The organism is Vibrio penaeicida (genome assembly GCF_019977755.1).
GTDB classification, from domain to species: Bacteria; Pseudomonadota; Gammaproteobacteria; order Enterobacterales; family Vibrionaceae; genus Vibrio; species Vibrio penaeicida.
Genome location: NZ_AP025145.1, coordinates 1,496,895 through 1,519,448, shown reverse-complemented (window position 1 = coordinate 1,519,448; position 22,554 = coordinate 1,496,895). Strand labels below are relative to the sequence as shown.

The 22,554-nt window shown below is 42.9% G+C and carries 16 protein-coding genes; 12 read left to right on the top strand and 4 right to left on the bottom strand.

Annotated features, from left to right (window positions below; all coding sequences use genetic code 11):
• Positions 1–28: 28 nt before the first annotated feature.
• From LDO37_RS25055 to galM, 4 genes are all read left to right on the top strand, one after another.
• Positions 29–3,163, top strand: a complete 3,135-nt coding sequence (locus LDO37_RS25055) for a beta-galactosidase (RefSeq protein ID WP_126610232.1) — start codon at positions 29–31, stop codon at positions 3,161–3,163.
• Between the two features lie 82 nt (positions 3,164–3,245).
• Positions 3,246–4,298, top strand: a complete 1,053-nt coding sequence (locus tag LDO37_RS25050; RefSeq protein WP_126610233.1) for a UDP-glucose--hexose-1-phosphate uridylyltransferase — start codon at positions 3,246–3,248, stop codon at positions 4,296–4,298.
• Positions 4,299–4,330: 32 nt separating this feature from the next.
• The gene (gene galK / locus LDO37_RS25045; protein WP_126610234.1) at positions 4,331–5,488 is read left to right on the top strand and encodes a galactokinase; all 1,158 of its coding nucleotides are present in this window, start codon (positions 4,331–4,333) and stop codon (positions 5,486–5,488) included.
• A 32-nt stretch (positions 5,489–5,520) separates the two neighbouring features.
• Positions 5,521–6,513: a galactose-1-epimerase gene (gene galM, locus LDO37_RS25040; protein ID WP_233448353.1), complete on the top strand. Its 993-nt coding sequence runs from the start codon at positions 5,521–5,523 to the stop codon at positions 6,511–6,513.
• Positions 6,514–6,609: 96 nt separating this feature from the next.
• Here galM and LDO37_RS25035 read toward each other — a convergent pair whose 3' ends face one another.
• A complete protein-coding gene (locus LDO37_RS25035) occupies positions 6,610–7,815 on the bottom strand; it encodes a hypothetical protein (RefSeq protein ID WP_224055494.1) in 1,206 nt (401 codons plus the stop codon).
• A gap of 449 nt (positions 7,816–8,264) precedes the next feature.
• Here LDO37_RS25035 and LDO37_RS25030 point away from each other — a divergent pair, with 449 nt between their 5' ends.
• From LDO37_RS25030 to LDO37_RS24995, 8 genes are all read left to right on the top strand, one after another.
• On the top strand, positions 8,265–10,526 hold the full coding sequence (locus tag LDO37_RS25030; RefSeq protein ID WP_224055493.1) for a filamentous hemagglutinin N-terminal domain-containing protein: 2,262 nt from the start codon (positions 8,265–8,267) through the stop codon (positions 10,524–10,526).
• 12 nt (positions 10,527–10,538) lie between these two features.
• Positions 10,539–14,681, top strand: coding sequence for a DUF637 domain-containing protein (locus LDO37_RS25025; protein WP_126610068.1), 4,143 nt, complete (start codon positions 10,539–10,541; stop codon positions 14,679–14,681).
• On the top strand, positions 14,678–15,664 hold the full coding sequence (locus tag LDO37_RS25020) for an Imm49 family immunity protein (RefSeq protein ID WP_126610069.1): 987 nt from the start codon (positions 14,678–14,680) through the stop codon (positions 15,662–15,664). The genes LDO37_RS25025 and LDO37_RS25020 overlap by 4 nt, the downstream gene beginning before the upstream one ends.
• 49 nt (positions 15,665–15,713) lie before the next feature.
• Positions 15,714–16,055 (top strand): hypothetical protein, encoded by a 342-nt coding sequence (locus LDO37_RS25015; RefSeq protein ID WP_126610070.1) that lies wholly within the window; start codon positions 15,714–15,716, stop codon positions 16,053–16,055.
• A gap of 70 nt (positions 16,056–16,125) precedes the next feature.
• On the top strand, positions 16,126–16,461 hold the full coding sequence (locus LDO37_RS25010; RefSeq protein WP_224055492.1) for a hypothetical protein: 336 nt from the start codon (positions 16,126–16,128) through the stop codon (positions 16,459–16,461).
• A gap of 14 nt (positions 16,462–16,475) precedes the next feature.
• Positions 16,476–16,817 carry a hypothetical protein gene (locus LDO37_RS25005; protein ID WP_126608358.1) on the top strand — a complete coding sequence of 114 codons (342 nt, stop codon included), beginning with the start codon at positions 16,476–16,478 and terminating at the stop codon, positions 16,815–16,817.
• 27 nt (positions 16,818–16,844) lie between these two features.
• On the top strand, positions 16,845–17,159 hold the full coding sequence (locus tag LDO37_RS25000) for a hypothetical protein (protein ID WP_224055491.1): 315 nt from the start codon (positions 16,845–16,847) through the stop codon (positions 17,157–17,159).
• 26 nt (positions 17,160–17,185) lie between these two features.
• The gene (locus tag LDO37_RS24995; protein ID WP_224055490.1) at positions 17,186–17,521 is read left to right on the top strand and encodes a hypothetical protein; all 336 of its coding nucleotides are present in this window, start codon (positions 17,186–17,188) and stop codon (positions 17,519–17,521) included.
• A 94-nt stretch (positions 17,522–17,615) separates the two neighbouring features.
• On the opposite strand, the gene LDO37_RS24990 is transcribed toward LDO37_RS24995, so the two are convergent.
• The 3 genes from LDO37_RS24990 to LDO37_RS24980 all read right to left on the bottom strand — a co-directional run bounded on the left by LDO37_RS24990 (position 17,616) and on the right by LDO37_RS24980 (position 22,553).
• Positions 17,616–19,001, bottom strand: coding sequence for a serine hydrolase domain-containing protein (locus LDO37_RS24990; protein ID WP_126608620.1), 1,386 nt, complete (start codon positions 18,999–19,001; stop codon positions 17,616–17,618).
• Positions 19,002–19,322: 321 nt separating this feature from the next.
• Complete coding sequence (locus tag LDO37_RS24985; RefSeq protein ID WP_126608621.1) at positions 19,323–20,180, bottom strand: alpha/beta hydrolase; 858 nt, start codon at positions 20,178–20,180, stop codon at positions 19,323–19,325.
• Positions 20,181–20,381: 201 nt separating this feature from the next.
• Positions 20,382–22,553: a sensor domain-containing protein gene (locus LDO37_RS24980; protein WP_126608622.1), complete on the bottom strand. Its 2,172-nt coding sequence runs from the start codon at positions 22,551–22,553 to the stop codon at positions 20,382–20,384.
• Position 22,554: the final 1 nt, after the last annotated feature.

Sequence of the window (22,554 nt, the reverse complement as noted above, 5' to 3'; positions counted from 1 at the left end):
CACAAGATTTTATTTTGAAGGCGATACCATGAGACAGTTTGCGGATATTTTAACGGCTCGAGAATGGGAAAATCAGAACATCACACATCACAATGTTCTTAAAGCCCATGCCCCGTTACACGCTTATTCTGAACACAAAGAAGCGGTGTTAGGCGGCGATGGTGCACGTATGTATCTGAATGGATCGTGGTCCTTCAAGTTATTCCCTCAGCCCGAATTAGTTGAAGAGCAATGCGTTGGTCAACATTTCAATGATTCGAGTTGGGACACGATTGCCGTTCCCAGTAATTGGCAGTTACAAGGGTATGATTTTCCTATTTACACAAACGTAAAATACCCATTCGAGGACAACCCTCCTTACGTTCCGAGTGAAAACCCAACAGGCGTGTATCGCCACACTTTTATGCTCGATGAGCAAGATTTAGAGCAGCAAGTTCGTTTGGTGTTTGATGGTGTCAATTCTGCTTTTCATCTTTGGTGTAATGGCAAATGGGTAGGGTATTCGCAAGACAGCCGATTACCCGCAGAGTTCGACTTGAGCGAACACATCGCATCAGGCTCGAATCAAATCACCGTTATGGTTATGCGGTGGTCGGATGGGAGCTATCTCGAAGATCAAGACATGTGGTGGTTGAGCGGCATCTTCCGCGATGTTTATTTGCTCAAAAAACCGAAACAACGAATCGACGATGTTGCCATTCAAACTGAACTGGATGCGTCGTATTGTCATGCATTGTTGAAGGTAAGAACGCACGTTCATGGCGATGTATCCACGCTAAAAACACGTATCGCGCTTTATGATTCTGAAGGAAAAAGCGTGATGGAATCAGACTTTGCCCGTACAGGAGAAGTGTTGGTCGATGAAAAAGGCGGATGGAGCGACAGGACGCATCACAGTATTCAAGTGAGTCATCCAAATAAATGGAGTTCAGAATCGCCATACCTTTACCGGTGTGTGGTTTCATTGTTTGATGACGCGGAAAATTTACTCGATTGTGAAGCGTATGCCGTCGGTTTTCGACAAGTCGATATTATTGACGGACTGCTTCGGTTGAATGGTCAGCCCTTATTGATTCGCGGTGTAAACAGGCACGAGCATCACCCTGAGTTTGGGCATGCAGTCTCGAAAGAAAGCATGTTGGAAGATGTGCTTTTACTGAAACAAAACAACTTCAACGCAGTTAGAACCGCTCACTATCCGAATCATCCCTATTGGTATGAATTATGTGACCAATACGGGCTCTATGTGGTAGACGAAGCCAATATAGAATCCCATGGTCAGTTTCCAATGTGCCGCCTTTCAGACGATGTGTCATGGCTTCCTGCCTACATGAGGCGCGCTACGCAAATGGTGGAGCGAGACAAAAATCACCCGAGTGTGATCATATGGTCTTTGGGTAATGAATCAGGGGTTGGTGGCAACCACCACGCCATGTATCAATGGATCAAAAGCGCAGATACGACTCGCCCTGTTCAATACGAAGGTGGTGGCGCTGATACGTCGGCTACCGACATCATTGTGCCTATGTATTCACGTGTTGAAAACGATGTGGCATTTAACCAAGACCCTGAGCAAATTAACAAATACGGCATCAAAAAATGGATTGCTCTACCGAATGAGTCGCGCCCGCTCATTTTGTGCGAATACGCGCACGCTATGGGGAATAGCCTAGGCAGCTTTGATAAATATTGGGAAGCGTTTCGAGATTACCCAAGATTACAGGGCGGCTTTATATGGGATTGGGTCGATCAAGGGCTAACAAAAACAGACGATAACGGAACCACCTATTGGGCATATGGTGGCGATTTTGGCGACCGCATTAACGACAGGCAATTCTGCATCAATGGGTTGGTTTTTCCTGATAGAACCCCTCATCCAACATTGATAGAGGTGAAAAAGGCGCAGCAGTTTTTCCAGTTCTCACTAGTAAGCGCACAGAATTTGCAGATTCGTGTTTCCAATGAACATTTATTTCCATTGGATGCGACATTCACACTGCATTGGCAACTCCTTGAAGGAGATAACCTTGTTGAGCTTGGGCAGTTGCCGTTAAACACCGTCCCTAATCAAAAAGAATCTATTGTGTTGTCTGAACATAATTTGCCAACTCAAGCGAATGCGCAGCGTTACCTTAACTTGCACGTGGTGCTAAGTAACGATCAGCCATGGGCGGATACTGGTTTTGAAGTCGCCAGTGAGCAACTCAATGTACCGACAATAACGTCGCTTGAAAGCAGTAAAACTCTTATTGATAGTGAAACCCCAGAGAAAAATGGCGACGTCCAACTCAATGTGATGGCTGACCAAGTAGAAATAGTAGGGCAGGAATTCAGCGTTCGATTCGACAAGAAAACCGGGCTTATCGCACAGTGGTTAGTGAACGGTCAAAACGTAATGGCAGAGCCACCAAAAGACTACTTTTATCGCGCGCCTTTGGACAACGATATAGGAACTAGCGAAGCAAATCATGTTGATCCCAACTCATGGGTTTCTCGTTGGAAAAGCGCAGGTTTATGGGACATGACACAAAACTGCACCCGCTTCAACGCCACACACATGGGTGGATACGTGCAAATTGAAGCGGATTTTTCTCACCGCCATAAAACATCTTGCTTGATCAAAACGCGCTGGGTTTATCACGTAAGGTTCTCCGGCGAACTGGAAGTATGTGTAAAAGTAGAAGTGGCTTCTGGGCTGCCTTCTCTGCCTAGAGTCGGTTTGATTTTCGCGCTTTCAGACAGCAATCAGTCTGTCGATTGGTTTGGGCGAGGACCGCATGAAAATTACCCCGACCGACAACTTTCGGCACATATAGGGCATTATCAATTAGCCGCCAGAGATTGGTTCACCCCTTATATATTCCCGACTGAAGCAGGGCTGAGGTGTGATGTGACCAGAGCGACCATTGGTGATTTCACGCTTAGTGCACCGATTTCACAACCGATTCATTTGAATATGTCTCAATACAACCCCCAACACGTTGGGCAAGTAAAACACACCAATGAATTAATCGAAACGGGGTTGATGTATGTGAACGTAGACGGAGCCCACATGGGGGTTGGCGGCGATGATTCATGGACGCCAAGTGTTCATTCAGAATTTCTACTTACGGATCATTCATACCACTACCAGATCACGTTGAAGCCAAATATGAACGGCTGAATCGGCGAGTAATCTTGGATTTAATCTCTGGATGAAAAGAATTTTAATATAAATTGTAAACGTATACACAAGGAATTAAGCAATGAATTTAGGTCAATTTGACCCCAAGGAGCACCCTCACAGACGATACAACCCATTAACTGGGCAATGGATATTGGTTTCTCCACACCGAGCAAAACGCCCATGGAGTGGGCAAAGTGATGAAATTGAACTGGGTAGCGAGGAAAGCTATCAAGTTGACTGTTTTCTATGTCCAACGAATACACGCGTGTCAGGAGAAGTGAACCCAGATTACAAAGGGTGTTTTGTGTTCCAAAATGATTTCGCAGCACTTATGCCAGATTCTCCTGCACCAGAAAAATCGGACGACCCACTTTTTCAAAGTGGTGCGGCTAATGGACTTAGCCGAGTGATTTGTTTTTCTCCCGACCATAGCAAAACACTGCCTGAATTGAGTGTGAGTCAAATTACGGAAGTGGTAAACACTTGGGACGCTCAAGTGACAGAACTCGGTAAAGAATACCTTTGGGTACAAGCTTTCGAAAATAAAGGTGAAATGATGGGGTGTTCTCAGCCTCACCCGCATGGTCAGATCTGGGCGAACAGCTTTCTACCGAATGAAATCGCACGTAAAGATGGGTTGTTATGGGAGTACAGAGACTCTCATGGCAGTAATTTACTGTTGGATTACGCGCTGAGGGAACAAGCGTTGCAAGAGCGGGTTGTTGTCGAAACGGACAGCTGGATTGCCGTTGTTCCTTACTGGGCATCTTGGCCATTCGAAACATTACTGCTCCCGAAGTTTAAAGCGCAGCGTTTTGCTGAGCTGAATGGGGCACAGAGGGAGGATCTTGCCAAAGCACTTAAATCCTTAACAACTCGATACGATAATCTATTTCAATGCTCGTTCCCCTATTCGATGGGGTGGCACTTTGCTCCGTACTTTAAAGACGAGCGCGACATTGATCATTGGCAACTACACGCCCATTTTTACCCACCGCTATTACGCAATGCCAGCGTACGAAAATTTATGGTGGGCTACGAAATGCTTGCGGAATATCAGCGAGATCTAACGCCAGAACAAGCGGCAGAAAAGTTATCTGCACTGAGTGATGTGCATTACAAGCAAGCTTGATATCACTTGGTAAAATGATTCGGAGAGAAAACATGAACGAACTGGTGAAACACGTACAACATTCGTTTATCGATGCGTTTGAGCAAGAATCTAGTCACTTAATTCAAGCTCCTGGGCGAGTAAATCTGATAGGTGAGCACACCGATTATAATGATGGGTTTGTGTTGCCATGTGCCATCAACTATCAAACGGTTGTGGCAGCTAAAAAGCGAGAAGACAACTTAATCAGAGTCATTGCGTTGGATTATGGCAGTGAATACGACGAGTTTAATATCGCAGAACCGATATTAAATGAGCCAAATAAAATGTGGTCGAACTACATTCGTGGCGTTGTACTGCATTTACGCCATCGTGGGTACGTCTTTCAGGGGGCAGATCTGGTGATTTCAGGCAATATCCCCCAAGGAACAGGATTGAGTTCTTCTGCGTCACTGGAGGTCGCGATTGGTAAAACCATGTCTGAGATCTACGGCCTCGATATTGACGAACAAGACATTGCGCTTAACGGACAAGAAGCCGAAAACCAGTTTGTAGGCTGTAATTGCGGCATCATGGATCAGTTGATTTCAGCAAAAGGCAAAGAGGGCAGTGCACTGCTTATCGATTGCCGAACATTAGAAACGTTACCAATCTCGCTGCCAGACGAATTGGGGGTTCTAATCATCAATTCCAACAAGAAGCGTGGCTTGGTAGACAGTGAATACAACACGCGACGCCAACAATGCGAAGAAGCTGCAAAATTCTTCGATGTTCCGGCTTTGAGAGACGTATCAGAACAGCAATTGTACTTTGCTAAAGATCAGCTAAGCGACGTGGTTTATCGCCGAGCAAAGCATGTGATCACTGAAAACGAAAGAACGGTATCCGCCAGTTTGGCGTTGAAACAGCGTAACGTCGAAGCACTGTCTGCACTGATGCGCGAATCCCATCGTTCGATGAAAGAAGATTTTGAAATCACTATTCCAGAAATTGATTACTTGGTGGCTAAAATCGACGATTTGATAGGGAGCACGGGTGGCGTAAGAATGACGGGCGGAGGCTTTGGTGGCTGTGTTATTGCACTTGCCCCTAAAGAAGCCATTCCACTTATTCAGAAAGACGTGATCCCCAGTTATTTTGATAAATTCGGGCTACATGCCGAGCTGCACATATGTTCTGCCGAATCTGGCACATCGGTCGTTGAACTATGAAAGGAATAGCAAGAGACGGTAAGCCACCCAAGGTGGTTACATTGACTAATTCACAAGGCATGTCGGTGTCTGTGATGGACATCGGAGCAACATGGTTAACCTGCATTTTACCCCTAGAAAGTGGCCCACGGGACGTGGTTTTAGGCGTAAACGACATGGATGATTTCTATCACCAGACCGCGTACTTTGGCGCTAGCGTCGGGCGCTATGCAAATCGTATCGAAAATGGGCGCTTTACACTGAATGATAAGAAATACCAAGTTTCGCAAAACCAAGCACCGCATAGTTTGCATGGTGGTACAGAAGGGTTCGATAAAAGGCGTTGGCTTATTGAGCAATACAACAACCAGTGCGTTGTGCTAACAATGGTGTCTTCCGATGGCGATCAGGGTTTTCCTGGTCAGATACAGGTAAAAGTAAAGTATGAGCTGAGTGAAGATAATCGGCTGCTCATCGAATATTCGGCGTACTCCAATGGTGACACGGTTGTTAACTTAACTAACCATGCCTATTTTAATTTGGACGGGCAGGGAGATGTCCTTAACCACAAGTTAAATGTTCATGCCGATGAATACCTACCCGTCAATGCAGAAGGCATTCCAGAATCGGAACCTATGAGTGTTATAGGAACGGGCTTTGATTTTCATACTACAAAAAGCATTAAGCAGGATTTGTTACTCGATGAACATCAACAAAAGGTCGGAGGGTACGATCATTCTTTTATTCTTAATGGCTCAATTGAAAGCGCTAATCAAGAACAGCCAACTCAGACAAAGGCGTGTTCATTAATATCTTCTGATTCCGCAGTAGTGTTGAATATTTCGACGAACCAAGAAGCGATTCAAATCTACAGCGGAAACTATCTTGCAGGTACGATAGGAAAAGAGGAGGCATACAATATTCACAGCGGTATTGCTCTTGAAACTCAGTGCCTCCCTAATTCTCCAAATCGCAATTTGTCTGCTTGTTTATTAAAGGCAGGTGAATCATATCTACATACCACTTCATTTCAATTTGTGTATTGAGATTGATTACATTTTGGGGCGCGATAAATAAAACCTGACCACCTAAGTAGTCAGGTTTCAATAAATTCATAGTGAAATTATCATTTAGACATATGATCAGTATGCTGATAGCCCAAGAATATGATATTTCCCTGAATAAATAATTGTATTTTCTTCATTACTTTGTAAATCTAATCGATGAATATTGTTTAGATTTGACCAAAATAAATACTTCGAATCTTCTGAAATCCCTAATGCAAATAGGTTTCCATCATGGCTTTCATCTAAATACAGAGTTTCTAAGTTAGAGCCATCGAAGTTTGCTCGCTGTACTGCTTTTGCAGTATTCCAATATATCTTTTGATTCAACTCGTCTACAACGATGTTCATTATGCCAAAATACGTTCCGGCTATGATTCCTGATTCTTCATTTGCTAACAGGGTACGATTCACACTCGTGTGCTCACCCAGCTCCGAACGAAATAATTGGGCAGGGTACATATCAGTTCCCCCCACACCAAAAAACAAGGAGTGTGTCTTTTCGCTGATACCTAATCCCATTGGAATGCAGTCTGCCATGCAGCCTTCTTGAACCGGATCGTAAATGACATGGCTGCTCTCATTGCTGTCAGAGCCGTCCCCAAACAAGTCATTTCTTACAATTACATCCATCAATTCAGTACTGTTGTAAATCCAATTATTGATAGGGTCTACAGCGGTATTCCCCAAACCTCTTACCGCCAGCTGGATTTGATTACCAAGATACGTTCCATCCAAGTCATAAACCCCGATACCATTTTCATTAAAGCCCGATATACGAGTGTAGATTTTGCCATCGTTATAGGTAACGGTGGTTAAGCCTTCGCGCTGTGCAAAGACTTGGGTATTCGTTCCATCTCCATTGGCGCGGACAAGTTGGTTGATTTCTCCTGGAACATGCTCAATCCAAACGATTTTGTTTTCTTGCTTAACGCAATCGACGCCATTGTAAAGGTACTGCGTTTCTCCAGAATAGATCACGTTTTCATCGCATAGGATATAGCTCTGCGTTACATGATCGAACACACCCACTTTCTTAATGGTGTCCCCAGGTTTTATATTTACCGTGGTTGAAGAGAAAAAGTCATCCCCTGGGAGATAATGGTGGTTTTCTCCTGAGTATATAGTTCCGTTTTGAGAGTCAGCGGATATATTATCCATAATCGCTGATTGAAAGGCACCATAAATAGGTGAGTTACTTATATTATCAATGATGATGTTGTCATTTCCTGCATAAACTGAGGAAGAAAGAATACAGCATAACAAGCCATTCAGTTTTTTCATTATAGGTTCTCCTTTTTATTTAATCTTATATTGAAAAGGATAATTAAAATAATTTATTTTTAATGGTGTTTATTAGTTATATATATGTGGAGGATATTATATGAACTCGGTAAATGTCATTGAATTAAAATAAATGATAAGTAAATCGACAAAATTATCATTGACAACATCTTTTTAACAATGAAGTGAGTCGAAGTTTGAGGTGAAATTCGGTGCCGAGAATTGCAAATTTTTTGTTGGGAATGAGGAAGAGGCTGATAGGTTTGAATTTTATTTAACAGCGCCAAAGCGGCTGCTCCAGAGTCACAGCTTAAATGGAAAGGGTGTCTCTTTTTTAAGAAACGTTATGAACATCATTTACAACCATAACCAGAGCTTATAAATTCACTGCCTTTTAAAGTTAGAATTATCAAAAACAAATCATTAAATAACTTAAGTAGTGGAAAATAATGAAGAAAATAACCAAGTCAGTTGAGTTTAAACGTAGGGGAATCTCGTACAAAGTAGCCGCTTGCCTCGCCTCCGTTATCCTATTGTTTCCCACTGGGCTTACTTCTGCTGGGGAAGGTTATGTCCCCGCTGACACAGTAATTGGCGTGAAACAAGGAAGCGTTAGACCGGAAAAAACTTCAGATGGAGCTAGGGTAAATTACATTTACCCTGAAACAAAAGAAAATGTGACTTTCAGTCGAACTCAGTTTTCCCATTTCATAAACAGATTCAACACCCTGTATATCAACAACAACCCGAAGATTAATTCAAAGCTTATTGAGCCCTCTAACCTCACGATCATCGAAAACCTGTCTAGTCAGCCGATGGTGATTGGTAACATCGAGGTGTTAGGTAAACGAAGCGACCTATTGTTTGTGAGCCCTTCAGGGATTGTATGCGATTCATGTAACTTCAAAAACGCTGGGAGAGTCACGCTCGCCGCAGGCTCTTTAAGCAATAACCATCAAGAAATCACAACAAAGAATGGCACCATAACCATTCAAGGCAATGGGCTAACCACTTCCGATGCCGACATTATTGATTTGGTCAGTGAGAGGTTTGTTCAATATGCACCCATCGATACGTTTGTAAAAGTGAAAAAGCTTAGCGGTGGTGGTTATACTCTGGATTCAAATGGAAGCCACGTTGCCGCCCAAACCCATCTTCGAATCAACGTAGGGGATTACATTGTCGACTACGAGACATTGGAGTCGACATGGAATGGTGGAAGCAAAAACAACACGTTAACGATTGATCGCAACATCAACGCTGGCAGTCTTTACATTCATGCACCCGGTGATATTACCCTTGCCAGTTCAGCTTTGCCTATTTTGAATACCAAAGCTGATATTTCTATTGTGGGTTCACATAAAGATAAGTCTGTGATCCCATTTGGTTCGATCAAACTTACCTCGTATGGGGCAATCACATTACTAGATTCAACCATCGTTTCTCCCTCAAAGGTGGCATTGAATAGTAGCAATTTATACATTTCACCTTCTTCCAGCGACTCCTTTCAGAAAGCTAGCATTGATGCTGACTCGGTATCGTTTGCGGTTAAGGACAATATCTACAACGGTGGTTTAATAACAGCCGGTGATGTACGTCTAAGCGCAAAAAATTTCTATAACGCAGGGAAACCTGATGGTGATGACTTCAATTGGAAAGCTGGTGGTGAAATTTTCGCAAGTCGAGATATTTTTATTCAAGCGGATTTATCGTTGGTGAATGTAAACAGAGGCATGCTAGTCGGGAACAATGTTTACCTTTCGTCTGGTTTAGAAATCAAAAATGGACAAAGTGAACCTTGGTATTGCTTACCACAACAATATCAGGCATATGGAGCCGGCCTACATATTCCTAGCGATAAAGTGGATTTAGGTATCGGTGCAGGCACTATCATGAGCCGTAAAGTACAAGCTTGCCCTGTAGGCAGTAGGAAATATTGGTCTACGACAGAGCGTGAAGCTTATATTTTTGGGTTTAATATTGCTTTGAAATCGCCCAAAGTGATCAATTCCAACCCGAGACTGGACTTGTTCAAAGACATCAACGAATACAATAATCGCGGAGCGAGAAATACGAACAGTGATCCAGCCGATGACTTAACAACCATTGAAAATTCTCATGAAGTATCGATTTCTGCTGAAAATACGTTGCAAATTGAGGCTTCAACGTCGCTACAAAATGGTTCAGGAAGTCTAGAGGTATTGAATGGGGACTTTGCTCTTACAACACCACTATTTGAGAATCATCGGTATTACATAGCTGGCCGAACCCACAATACGTCAAATCAAAATGTGCAATGGTTGGCAGCCAATAGTCCAGTAGCAAGAGTATTGGTAGGTCACAATCTTGATATTAAGGGCAACAAAATTAGCAATCTAGCAGGGAATTTTGAAGTTCTTGGTGGTATGCAAGGTCGCTTAACTGCATTCGAGAATTTTGGTTTAACACTTCGTAAAAAAGTGATAGGGACACGAATATACCACCACTCAAGAACCTATTGCTCAAAGAGAGTGTGGAGGTGGTGTGTACGCCGAAGTACACATCGCTGGACAACATCTTCGCAGTATTTGGTTTCGCTAGAAAATACCGATCAGGTGCCTGCATTTTTCTATTTGGGTTCGGGTGTATTTGATGTAACAGGTGTTGCAACGCCCGAGAGAAATGAAGAGGGAACTATTACTTCAGGTACTATCACTTACGGTAACTTCTAAGAGAGCATCAATATGAAAAAATTAATCAAGAATGCTCTTCCAAAAATGAAGTGCAACCCTCAAAAATTCACGGCGAATGTTTTACTGGTAACGTTAGCAGCTCAATGGAGTATGCCAGTTTACGCGGGTATACAGTTTGCTAAAGACGTTACACTGCTAGAGGACTCGTTAAACGCGGCCGCACGTTTAGAGATTGCGCCTAGTAATAATAACTATACATACAAAGAAATCTTCCCGTATCCAATCCCCGATATCTTTGATGGGTTTAGTTATTTCTATGCGAATGCCACTCAAAATAATGCCATACAATTCGATGGAATGAAGTGGATTCCGATCAACGTAGGCGACATCACCACATTTATTCCCAAAGCACCGAGTAAGCCAAAATTTATCGGTACGCCTTATGTGGAACGCGATGTTGTGCGGCTTCAACTGAACCAACTTCTTAATCGTAGTTACATTTCAGTGGGAGCGTTAAGCGATCAGCCTTCGGACAAGGGTTACAACGGTATGATCCGCCTGTTGTACAAGAATGGCTTGGAGTGGTTTAAGAAAAATCCAACTGTAAAATTTGGGCAAAACTTAACACAGGCGCAAATAAACGCTCTACCCAAAGACATGATTTGGCCAGAAATAAGGGAGCTGACTACAGGACAAGAAATTGTGATCCCGTTTGTCTACCTAACTCAAGCAACGTTAGGTACGAAGGTAACTAATACAACCTTAGACATCCAATCAGGGATCATTAAAACACATAATTTTTATGTGGATGGCAGCAACGTTTTATCTGAGCGGGATCTGTATATCAGAGCATACAATAAGTTTGTCAATCGCAGAGGTAATGTATCCGCAGAAGGAGAGTTGATTGTCCGCGCAGGTGAGGTTGAAAACTTATCTGGATTTATCGGTGGACGAGAAACTCAACTAATTGCTGATAAAATCCTTAACGAAACGCTAGTATACCGCCACAACTACGAGCATGGTTTTTCTGAGCTTGCAGGGCAACTAGCGACGATTACCGGTGTTGATAGCCTAAAAATCCAAAGTGCTGGTGATGTTATTGTCTCAGGAGGTATTTTAAATTCGGACGGTACACTCCAAATCAAAGCGAACGGTACGGTTCAGCTATTACCAAAGGCAGTAAGACAACAGCATGCCCAGCAAGGTGAGAAGTGGACGGACTCTTCCAGTTCGTTGAAGAACATTCAAACTAAGCTTTCTGCGGTTGATTTACTCTCTATCGTTTCTAAGCAAGCAATTTATGCCGAAGGTGCGCTTATCGAAAGTGAAGGCATTCTAGAACTGCTTGCTGATATGGGCATTGTTCTGGTTGCAGCAACAGATACTTCTAGCTACCAGAAAACCTTTGAAGCCAGCAGCAGTGGTTTATTTGGAACGACAGAAAAAAGCTCTGAATCGGAAAGCCGAGCAAATATCGTTCGTACCATGCTAAAGGCTGGTCATAGCCTGATCATAAGCTCGGAGTTTGGTCCAGTTACACTACAAGCTGTAAACCTAGAAAGTGAAGGGCTAACCAAAGTTCTTGCAGGTGACACGATTAACTTCAAAGCCTATCTAGAGAATCACGAGAAGAATGAAACGGAGTCTTATGAAGGGCAACTTGCCTTTAGAAATGCAGGCAAAGGTTTCTCGAAGCAGTATGAATACTACAACCAGTTCGTAACCAAAGGTGGTTTGGTATTGGAACCCGGCTCTGGTATCAACATCGAAGTTATTGGCGACCCAAGCAGCTTTGATAACACCTTAGCGTTACTCAAGAAATCTCCGGACATGTCTTGGATCCAAACGGCGGAAGACACCATTGCAGCTAATCCTGAGCTGAGCCTTGAGTGGCAAAAAATCAAGGCTGTTGCGGAAACATGGGATTATGACAATAAAGGTTTAACTCCGGCAGGTATGGCGATTCTTGCGTTAGCGGTGGCAGCGGCTACTGGCGGTGCAGGGATAGCGACATTGGGTGCTGGCACAACAGGATTACAAGGTGCATTGTACAGTGCGCTTAATGCTGGTCTGAACGCCATGGCAAATCAAGCAATGTCTGGGTTACTTGCGGGTAAATCACCTAGTGATGTATTGAGTGAAATGGCTTCTTCTGAATCTTTCAGTAATCTAGCCACAGCCATGGTTACAGCCGGCGTCATGGACTATATAGATACCTCTCTAATGGGAGATGTTAATAAGTCTGTAGAGCAATCAGTCGCCGGTTCAGAGTTTATTGATAACGTTGTTCCAGACTTTATTGGTGACGCAGGAGAGGTTGCGAAATGGACAACTCAGGCAACCAATGCGGTGTTGCACTCTGTTGTCGCTGCAAATGTTGATAGCCTGTTGTCTGGCGATGGGTTCACGCATGTGGATGACCTAGATAAAGTGGCACTTAATGCCATCGGTCAGGCTGCTGTAGCCACAGTCGGTAAGAACCTTGCGAACCAAATTGGTATGGCTGCCAAAGGTGTTGACGCTCAAGGTAATAAAACAGGCGAAGATCCTATTAATGCTGCTACTAAATATATCTCACATGCCGCACTTGGTTGTGGCTTAGGTGCGTTGGTAACTACTGTAAACGGGGGGGATCGCGACCAAGTACAAGCAGATTGTGGCGCGGGGGCTCTAGGAGGAGTGATTGGTGAATTTATTGCTGATGAACATTACCGCCCTGAATTGGAAAAACAAACTAAAGCACTTGAAGATGAAGTAAGTAACTTTACGGCTGACACCTTAAGAGAGCTTGAGTCTACAGAAGGCATAAGTGGTAACGAGTATTTAAAGCGCAAACAAGCTGAACTGGAAGACCTTCGTAAACAAGGGGTCAATATTTCGAAGCTTGTTGCTGGAATCACAGTGTTTGCCGCTGGTGGTGATCCCAATATTGGGGCGCAAGCGGGCGGAAATGCCGCGCAGAATAACGCTTTCTTCTTGATCCCATTCTTGATAAAAGCCGCATTACTAGCCAATGCAGCACTGACAGCCTACGAAGTAGGGCAAACCCTCAAGAAATTCTACAGAATTTACAAAGGTGCGGAGAAACTTAACCCATATGATCTTCTCCTAGATCTAGCCATTGAGCTAGGGCTTAACGTAGCGGGTAAAAAGATTCCATTTGCAAAACTTGCCGATAAAGTATCCGACAAACTGAAGGAGGATTACCCCGATCTGGCGCATCATATTGATGAGCTCAAACTTAGCTTTGCTGAGAATCCGCAAACTGGAAAAGTGGAACCTACAGGTAAAGCCGTCCATGAACCAATCGAGGTCAATGGAAACAATATCGTTAAACCAAAAGGTATGTCGGATACGGAGTGGGATTCTTACAGGGAATATCAACAAAATACTCCAAATTCCCAAATGCATCCAGAGCGATATAAAGAACTCTGTGAACAGCAAAATTATCACCCAACCTGTAATAATTTTGTCACTAGAGACAACATTGTGCCGCAGAAAGGGGCTACGATCGGTGATCCTGAAACTATTAACATTGATGCCAGTGTATTAAATAGCAAATCTCGCGAGTTTGAGGTGTATAAAAATATCGACAATGGACCGTTAAACGACAAGACACGTACCATGACGGTTGGCGAACTTCTAGAAGAAAGAAACAAAGCGAAAGCCCTTTCTGAAACAACGGATACTAATACACTAAATGGTGCCAACCCAGTCAACGAAGCGGCGAAAGCGAAGTTCTATGCCTCTCAAATTGGTGAAGCAGCGGCAGAGCAGGTCGCTTCAGACAAAGGTTGGGGTAGACCACTAGCCACTGTAGCAACAGGGCAGAAAAATGGAGGGAACTACCAGTTCGACCAAGTTTATGTCGACGGCAACGGCAAAGTCACGATAGTGGAGGCAAAAGCTGGGGTAAATGCAACGCCAAGTAAATCCTCTCACAAGGTTGGTGATGAGCGCTTTGAGCAGGGGCATAGCGATTATACAAATAGCATGCTTACCCATATGGCCAAGCGATACCAAGAAACACAAGACCCTGCGCTTAAAAGGACAATGAGAGCAATAAAAAATGCTGTCAGAACTGGGAGGCTGGAATACAAGGTGGTGCATCAGCGTATTGACAGCAGTGGTAATCTAGGAAAACTGACAATTACGGCATATAAGCAAGATGGAATTGAGGTACCGACAATATGATTGATTTTAACCAAAATCATTACAAGCGACATCTTGAATCCAAAGGCTGGAATAATTCAAAAGTAGAGGATTTGTGCGATGAATTACATGACATAGATGAGTTTTTCCACCAAACATTCACTTCCGCTTTGTATCAAAACGCCGTTAAATGCGACTGTGGTCAGCGTGGTTCTTGGGCAAATTCTCTTATTTTAGGTATTTCTGATTACCACTGCCAGTATCTTCTAACTTATGTTGCGGAATGCTACCAAATGGTGTTGCGCATACATCGGCGTGCCGAGCAGGAAGTTACTGTGAGCAATATGGGACGAGAACTTACGTTATTGGCTGGAGAGGACTCGCTTATAAACTTAGAGTTTTATTTAACAGGATTATGCCTAAACACCTTACTTGGCTTTGAAGAAGGTAAGAAGGAGATCTTAGACTTTGCTTTTTCCGACTTTAAGAGTGCAATGACGTCTCCGGTCCCCGAGGTGTGTGAAGCTTTTTTTGACTTGTTTAAGGCGTATTTCGCAAACGAGCAAGATAAAAGCGTTCGCGATGCTTTGATGGATAATTTGTATCCGTATTTGCAAATGGGTGTGATTGAATCGAAATCTGAAGAATTTGTAGAGCGCTATTACCAGTTTCTATTTATGCCGCTTTACAGCATTGTTGCGCACTCTTGGGGTTACGACAAAACGGATCTGGATACCACAGTCAAAGCAGCTATGGAGGCAAATTACGAATACTATGCCTACTTTGCACCTCAACCTGGTCAGAAAAAAGGTGATGAGTCTCTCGATTTATTTGGCTCAGAGGCATACATCCATCATCACATCATGGCATTTCTTGCGGTACATTACCGACACACAGGGAAAACGGTCTCCTTTCAAAGTGACTATATCCCTGAATGGGTCATCAAAGGCGAAGGTCCAACCCGTGAGGAAGTCCTCGCCAATCCTCCCGTGTTCGATCTGGAACACGTGTTAGGCAACCAATAGAAGGAAAAGAGGCTTGTGAAAGCAAGCCTCTTTCATTCAAGGATAGACAATGAAAAAGAGAATACTCGCAACGGCTTTGGTTGCGTGTGCTTTTACGGCTCAAGCACAAGTAAAAACTGGGCCTGAAATTGAAACTCTATATCCAGTTGGGTTTCATCACGATAAAGGTGATGGGTTGTATATTGAATTTCAAGCAGGTGCAATGCCAGGTTGTCACGGTGGCAAGGGCGGTCGGCTCAGTAAAAGTAACCCAAATTACAAAGAGTACTACTCGTTATTACTGACCATGATGACTACGAAAAGCTTTAAGGGAGTCATCCGCTATGAAAATACAAACCATACAGGGTGGTGGAGTTGTTCAATTGAAGGGATATTTGTTTATCCAAAGTAATAAACATTTTTCTCAATAAGAACTAATGATTAGAATTAATTAACTTTCTTAAATTTAAAGAGTGAAAATTATGAAAATAATGCCAATAATTTTATTGGCGTTAATTTTTCTAGCGCCTGTTGTTAATGCAAAAGATATCGGTTTTGGTACGTTAAAAGGGGTCAAGGTTTACGATCTTAAAACAGACAAATCTCTTCGTATTTATTTCAATGATAGCGCTACCCACCTAAACAAAGATTGTAATGGCATTGCCCGCTTTACATTCAGCCGCCATAGCCCTGAGTTTATCGATAAAGTGTTAAGTGTTGCTATGGCTGCGCAGATTTCGGGTAAAAAGGTCCGAATTCACTCTGAAGATGGCAGTGGCGAAGGGGCATTTATTGCACTTCAACAAACGTATTTTTAAATAGTAGGTAAATTATGAAGAAATGGATATTCATTGTATTGCAATCGGTATTATTGATATTTGCGAGCGGAACAGCTTTTGCGCATTATAACTCGAATATGACTGGTGTTCTTAAAGGTGTTTTTGTATATACGGATGGTGACTACATATATTTAACGTTAGAGAATCAACCTAAATCTCACCCAACTTGTAAACCTAATTATTTTGTTATTCCGGATACGGTACCGAGTGATAGAAGGCAAATGTTACTTTCTCGATTATTAACGGCTTATGCATCAAAAGAGAAAGTGAATATAGGGTTTGATGCGAGGGGAGATTGTGCTCACGGGTATATTCGTGTTCACCGAGTTGGTTAGATACATTACACATTAATAAGGGTATTTATGAAAAAGTTGGCTTGGCTCGTTCTATTGTTTTTGCCGTTTGGCGCATTTGCTTCCGATTATTACAAATCGGGCAAAATCAGTAACCTTACCGCTGTGACTTCAGGCATTATGATTATGATGGATTCAGGGTTACCTTCGAAATGCGCGGGTTCCCCCTATGGCTGGATGAAGATAAAGCAGGAACATACGGCAATTACTTCTGTTGTGTTAACAGCATGGGCAGCAGGTAAAACATCAGGAACCGTTTATGTCGCTGGTCGGGAAAATGGGACAGGGTACTGCATAGTTACTCAGTTTGATCCAGCCGGTTAAAATTAACGTCAATTGGGAAAATGGAAATGAATAAATATTTATTAGTCTTGTTTGGTTTATTGTTTAGTTCTTCAGTGTTCGCGGTTGGAAACAGCCAAGGTGGAAAGATTGTTCATATTGCGTCGGTTAATGATGCAATCTTGTTTAATATCGCCGGTAACTCAGAATCTAATCGCCCTGCTTGCGCGACGACTGGCCGCTTTTCTGTTCACAAAGATAGTGTGCACGCCTCTCTTGTTCTAACTGCGTTTGCAGCTGATAAAACGCTGGCGAACGTAAGAGGGCTAGGAACCTGTCATCTATGGGGTAACTCTGAAGATTTACGCTGGATTGAAATCTGTCCACTAAGTGGTTGTCCTTAGAAACCTTTGAAAGAGAGGCTGGTGAAAACAGCCTCTCTTTTTATTTTTGTATTTTCATTCTAACAAGATGACTTAGTCTACTTAGCTTAGCCTGCTATTTACGGTTCTCATTTTTCTTATACTCTACTGCCAATCCACCTTGTGAAAGAATAAAGTTTTCAAAATTATCTTGGCTTTTGATCGATATACCATGGTCGAACTCGATAAGTTCATTCTTGTCTGTTACCAATAGTAGCGCTGGCGGTTGTGCGCCGGCATCGTTAGACAACTCAATCCCTTTTCCTTTCGGCGCGAGTGAGATTTTGGATATTTGGTTCACCAACTCTTCACCAAGTAGGTCGACAATTTCTTGTGGCAAAGGTGATAGGGTATAACTCCCCTCAATGCTTTTAACTAGAGCGTCGCTCGGGGCGACAATAGTCGGTTCTTGCGCGGGTGGTACGCTTTCGCCCGTTAAACAGATTTCGGTCAAGTCTTTTGCTACTTTAGATGCACTAAAACGCTCGTTGTTTGAAAGAACAACCGCAATGCACTTTCCGCCTAAGTCAAACTGCAATCGGCTTGTAAATCCTTGGATTTTTCCACCATGCCCTACGGTTTTGATTCCTGTAATGTCTTGAATGCTGAATCCAGCGCCGTGCTGAACCTCAGTAATGCCGACGTGGTCCATCGTCAGGTACTCGAACTGTTGCGGCGTAACAATATCTGATTGAGTCAATTGGTATGCAAATTTTGTAAGGTCTGAGCTGGATGAGCGCAATGCACCTGCTGCTTGACCTATATCGACAGAGGGTTCACTCGCGGGCTTCAAGTGGTTATCGAAGCGAGTCCAGCCCATAACAGAAGGTGAGGAAAAGCCGATAGAATCCAAACCAGCAGGGGTTAGGACGCTTTCAGCCATATATTCCAACCAAGGTTTACCCGATACTTCCTCAATGAACAGACCAAGTAAATAGTAAGCAGCATTAGAATACTGGTAATAACTGCCTGGTTCGAAATAAATAGGTGAAGCGGCAATTGATTTGAACACTTCTTGTGGTTCACTGCTTGCGTTTTCTTCATATAGGCTTGGGATATCACCCAGCCCTGAAGTGTGGCTGAGCAACTGAGTCACCGTTAAGGGTTTGAATTTTTCCGGTAACGTCGTCCAGTAGTCACCAATGGGTGCATCAACATCAATTTGATATTCGTCCGTAAGCTTCAAAATGGTCACGGCAGTCAGTGATTTAGTTATTGATCCAATAAGATAATTTTCTGGCTTGTTTGATTCGGTATTTACATGAAATAAAGGTCGACCCTCTTTCAGAACATAGGCTTCCCCTTTAAAAGCCCACGCTTTTCCGAGCTTGGATCCGTAGCTGGAAATGTAGCTCTCCATAGCCAATTTTGAATGTTGGTTTTCTAAATTGAGAGTCGATGAACAGCCTGCGGTAATCGCTATTGTAGAAAATAGAGCAAAATGACGTTTTGATAAATGCATGTAATATCCTTTGTACCCCACAACACTAGGGGTGTTTCGGAAGGGATATTACAAAGGTGATGAGAAATTATAAACTACAAAATTTGATAGGTTATTGAAAATTGGTAAATTATTGAAGATTGAAGATTGAAGATTGAAGATTGAAGATGGACGAGTTACGTCGTTCGTTTTTACTTTGCTAAGCCCCTTGTATCTATACCCAAGCATTTTGAGGTTACTTGGGTATAGGGGCATAGGGTTTAGATTGATTTTTAATTGGGGTTCAATGGCACAAAACAGTCATTCAGTATAGCCAGAGTTCCCCGAGGAAGGTGAGAGCAGCTATTTTGCACACACAGAAGGGTAACATTGATACACAGATCGAATACCATGGAACAAGCTGTCGTATACTACCGACGGATGCGTTTCAGTGGTTTCTATTTGGTAGGTGGAATTGATAGTGAATTGGTTAGAAATAATCTTAGAAACCAAATCGATACCACCAATATGTTGTATGTACAGCTCCATAATGTCGGCTGGAATGTCCTCTTCCCAAGCAGCAGAAATGTAGACCATATGTTGGTTAGAAGGGAAATTTGCAGCGGCATCTGTAAACTGCTCTACCATGACTTGGTCATCCCACCATAAAGATGGATCTATTGCTACGTAGCCTTCAAAAATCGCTCGTGCATCAGGAGAAAGTAAGCTTGAAAGTGCGAAAAGCCCACCAAGAGAATGACCAGCCAATACGTCAAATCCATCGGTGCGATATTCTTGGTTAACCCAAGGAACAAGTTCTTCAACAATAAATCGTTCAAAATGCTTACTTTGACCAGTAACGACGCTCGGAGGCACGTTGCCCCCAGTCATTACTGTCGGCGTTAAGTCGCGCGCGCGGATCTGCCCTGGGTTTTCGATACCAACTAAAATTGCGTCGGGTACATCAGCACGAGTTGTTAGCGCCCACATGGCACCTTGTAGATTTTTTAGTAAGTATTTTCCATCGGTCGTGTAGATCACAGGGTAGTGTTTGTTAGGGTTTTCACTGTAGCTGCTTGGAAGTGAAACCCACACGTTTCGCTCTTCACCTAGTACCGACGAGGTCAATGTAAAAGGCTTTATTTCAGGCCATTGCAGCATGTCTGATGACTGGGCAGCGGATACCCAAAACAATAGAAGAAAACTTACCCACTTATTCATATTTACGCCTCTTATGTTAGAAAGAGTATCGATAGGAATTATCGATAAATAATATGAGATTATTTGGATATATAAGCGTTTGTCTTGATGGTTTACATATTAGATAGAAAAAATGCGACGAGCGATCGAATAAAGAGATACAAAGATAACCCAAACAATTAACCAATGTTTGTACGGGTTTGAGTATACGCCCTTAACAATCTAAGGGCTTGATTTTACTATCCGCTTCTCATCCATTTCGGTTTTGTAAGCCAGTTCCAGTTGCTTAAACGGAAGGGGCTTGTAGAAGTAGTAGCCTTGAATGTAGTCGCAATTCACATTGGTGAGGCATTTGAGTTGCTTTAGCGTTTCAACGCCTTCTGCGATCACTTTAAGATTTAAGCTATGCGCGAGTTCTATAAGAGATGTAGTGATCAGCATGCTTTGATTATTAGCTGGCAATTCGTCAACAAATTCTTTGTCGATCTTAATAAAATCAACGGGCATTTGGCGTAAGTAGTTGAGTGAAGAAAAGCCAGTGCCGAAATCATCAAGCGCGACGGTGACTCCGAGTTGTCGGATTTGATGCAGCACATCAAGGATGGAGTCTATATCTGCAAGCAAACCACTCTCTGTTATTTCTAGCTCTAGGTTTTCTGATGGTAATCCACTCTTCTCCAATGCCTTGACTACGTGATTAAAGAAGTCGGGGTGCTTGAGCTGTTTCGTTGATACATTCACTGCCATTCGAATGTTTATGCCTTTATCAAGCAGCGTTTTGGCATCATTACAGGCTTGTTCTAGAACCCAACGACCTAAAGGAATGATCTGACCTGAATCTTCGGCAATGGGTATGAAGTCGTTAGGGTAAATCGTGCCTTCTGTGTTGTGTTCCCAGCGCACGAGTGCCTCAACGTTAAATTCGTCGCTGGCATTAACATTCGTTTTAGGTTGGTATAGCAAATGAAAGTCATCGTTTTTAATCGCATCATGAATATCATGTTCACGTTGCAGCCTAAGAGAAAACGTGAGATCCAGCTGTTCGGTGTAAATACGGCATTGGTTTCTTCCTAGCTCTTTCGCCGACGACATGGCTAAATCAGAATGTTTTACCACTTCCACAAGGCTGATTGAATCCTCGATGGTGGCAATACCGATACTGGCTGTAATACTAACGGACGTTTCGTCGATCAATACGGGTTCGCTGATCGACCTACGGAGCCTGTCCGACATGGGTTTAAGCTGTTCGGCAGCACCAAACGCGATGATGGTAAATTCATCACCACCAAGGTGAGAAACAAAGTCTTTTTGTTTTACACATCTCGAAATACGCGAACCAATGAGCTTTAGAACATTGTCTCCTTGTTCAAACCCAAATTTGTCGTTGATGCGTTTAAAGTAATCTAAGTCGATATACAACACGGAATAGGTCGTTTTGTTTTTCCGAGATGCTTTATCCCTTTCTTGAATTTTCCGCCAAAAATAGCGCCGATTGGGCAGTTGGGTGGTGTATTCAAAACCAGTGTAATTTGTACTGTCATGCTTTTCATCTAGGCGAAGGTTTGAAATATCGTGGATGATACAAACAAAGTGTGTCACTTGCTGACGTTCGTTTTTAATCGGTGCAATATTCAGCCGAATAAAGTGTTTTTGTTCTCTAATGGTTCGAGTGGAGAACTCGCCTTCCCAATAAGAGCCTGCGGTTAATACACGATTCATTTCCGGATAAATGGGCTCTGCCTCTCCACACCATCTTTCAAGCAGTGCCAAAGGCTGAGAGCTGGCGATATCCTCTATTTGGAAAAGCTTTTTAAACTCATTATTGATGTTTAGCACTTTGCTCTTGGAGTTGAAAATGATCACGGCCGCGGGCTCAGATTTGATCGCATCACCGATGATTTTCATACTGGCATTTTCATCAAATAATTGGGCAATGTCCGATTGAAGGTTTCGCTGTCTATGATTAAGTTCTGTCACCAGTTTTTCATTAAGTAATGCAATGTCCCGAGCCTTTTGCATCATGTCTTGCTCTACTTTGAAATGCTCGGTTCGATTTTCGATAATGAGTAGATTGCAATTGTTGTTGTTCGAAGCAATGGCAGTCAGTTGAATCTCTTCTCCTTCTGCATTAGATTCAGTCCAGACTCCAGAGCTGATGGATTCTTCTGATTCAGGTTTGCACCAAACGGAGTCGGCATCAATGATGAAATTTTCGATGAAGGGAAAAGCAAGGCATAGGTCAATGAGGTTAGCATCAAACTTAGTTTCGGTTTGATCATAGTAGAGTTCACTAAACCAATTAGCGCAAGGGTTCAATAACGTAAAGGTCTTGTCTTGGTTTCGCAGTAGGACAACATAATTTAAAGACGTCAATACTGCTTCTAAGTGGTTCATG

Bases quoted from the DNA above. Each gene is read 5' to 3' on its own strand.
- LDO37_RS24980 (WP_126608622.1), bottom strand. From the start codon at position 22,553: ATGAACCACTTAGAAGCAGTATTGACGTCTTTAAATTATGTTGTCCTA.
- LDO37_RS25020 (WP_126610069.1), top strand. From the start codon at position 14,678: ATGATTGATTTTAACCAAAATCATTACAAGCGACATCTTGAATCCAAA.
- LDO37_RS24985 (WP_126608621.1), bottom strand. From the start codon at position 20,180: ATGAATAAGTGGGTAAGTTTTCTTCTATTGTTTTGGGTATCCGCTGCC.
- LDO37_RS25025 (WP_126610068.1), top strand. From the start codon at position 10,539: ATGAAAAAATTAATCAAGAATGCTCTTCCAAAAATGAAGTGCAACCCT.
- LDO37_RS25005 (WP_126608358.1), top strand. From the start codon at position 16,476: ATGAAGAAATGGATATTCATTGTATTGCAATCGGTATTATTGATATTT.
- LDO37_RS25050 (WP_126610233.1), top strand. From the start codon at position 3,246: ATGAATTTAGGTCAATTTGACCCCAAGGAGCACCCTCACAGACGATAC.
- LDO37_RS25000 (WP_224055491.1), top strand. From the start codon at position 16,845: ATGAAAAAGTTGGCTTGGCTCGTTCTATTGTTTTTGCCGTTTGGCGCA.
- LDO37_RS25015 (WP_126610070.1), top strand. From the start codon at position 15,714: ATGAAAAAGAGAATACTCGCAACGGCTTTGGTTGCGTGTGCTTTTACG.
- LDO37_RS25010 (WP_224055492.1), top strand. From the start codon at position 16,126: ATGAAAATAATGCCAATAATTTTATTGGCGTTAATTTTTCTAGCGCCT.
- LDO37_RS24995 (WP_224055490.1), top strand. From the start codon at position 17,186: ATGAATAAATATTTATTAGTCTTGTTTGGTTTATTGTTTAGTTCTTCA.
- LDO37_RS25055 (WP_126610232.1), top strand. From the start codon at position 29: ATGAGACAGTTTGCGGATATTTTAACGGCTCGAGAATGGGAAAATCAG.
- LDO37_RS25035 (WP_224055494.1), bottom strand. From the start codon at position 7,815: ATGAAAAAACTGAATGGCTTGTTATGCTGTATTCTTTCTTCCTCAGTT.
- galK (WP_126610234.1), top strand. From the start codon at position 4,331: ATGAACGAACTGGTGAAACACGTACAACATTCGTTTATCGATGCGTTT.
- LDO37_RS25030 (WP_224055493.1), top strand. From the start codon at position 8,265: ATGAAGAAAATAACCAAGTCAGTTGAGTTTAAACGTAGGGGAATCTCG.
- LDO37_RS24990 (WP_126608620.1), bottom strand. From the start codon at position 19,001: ATGCATTTATCAAAACGTCATTTTGCTCTATTTTCTACAATAGCGATT.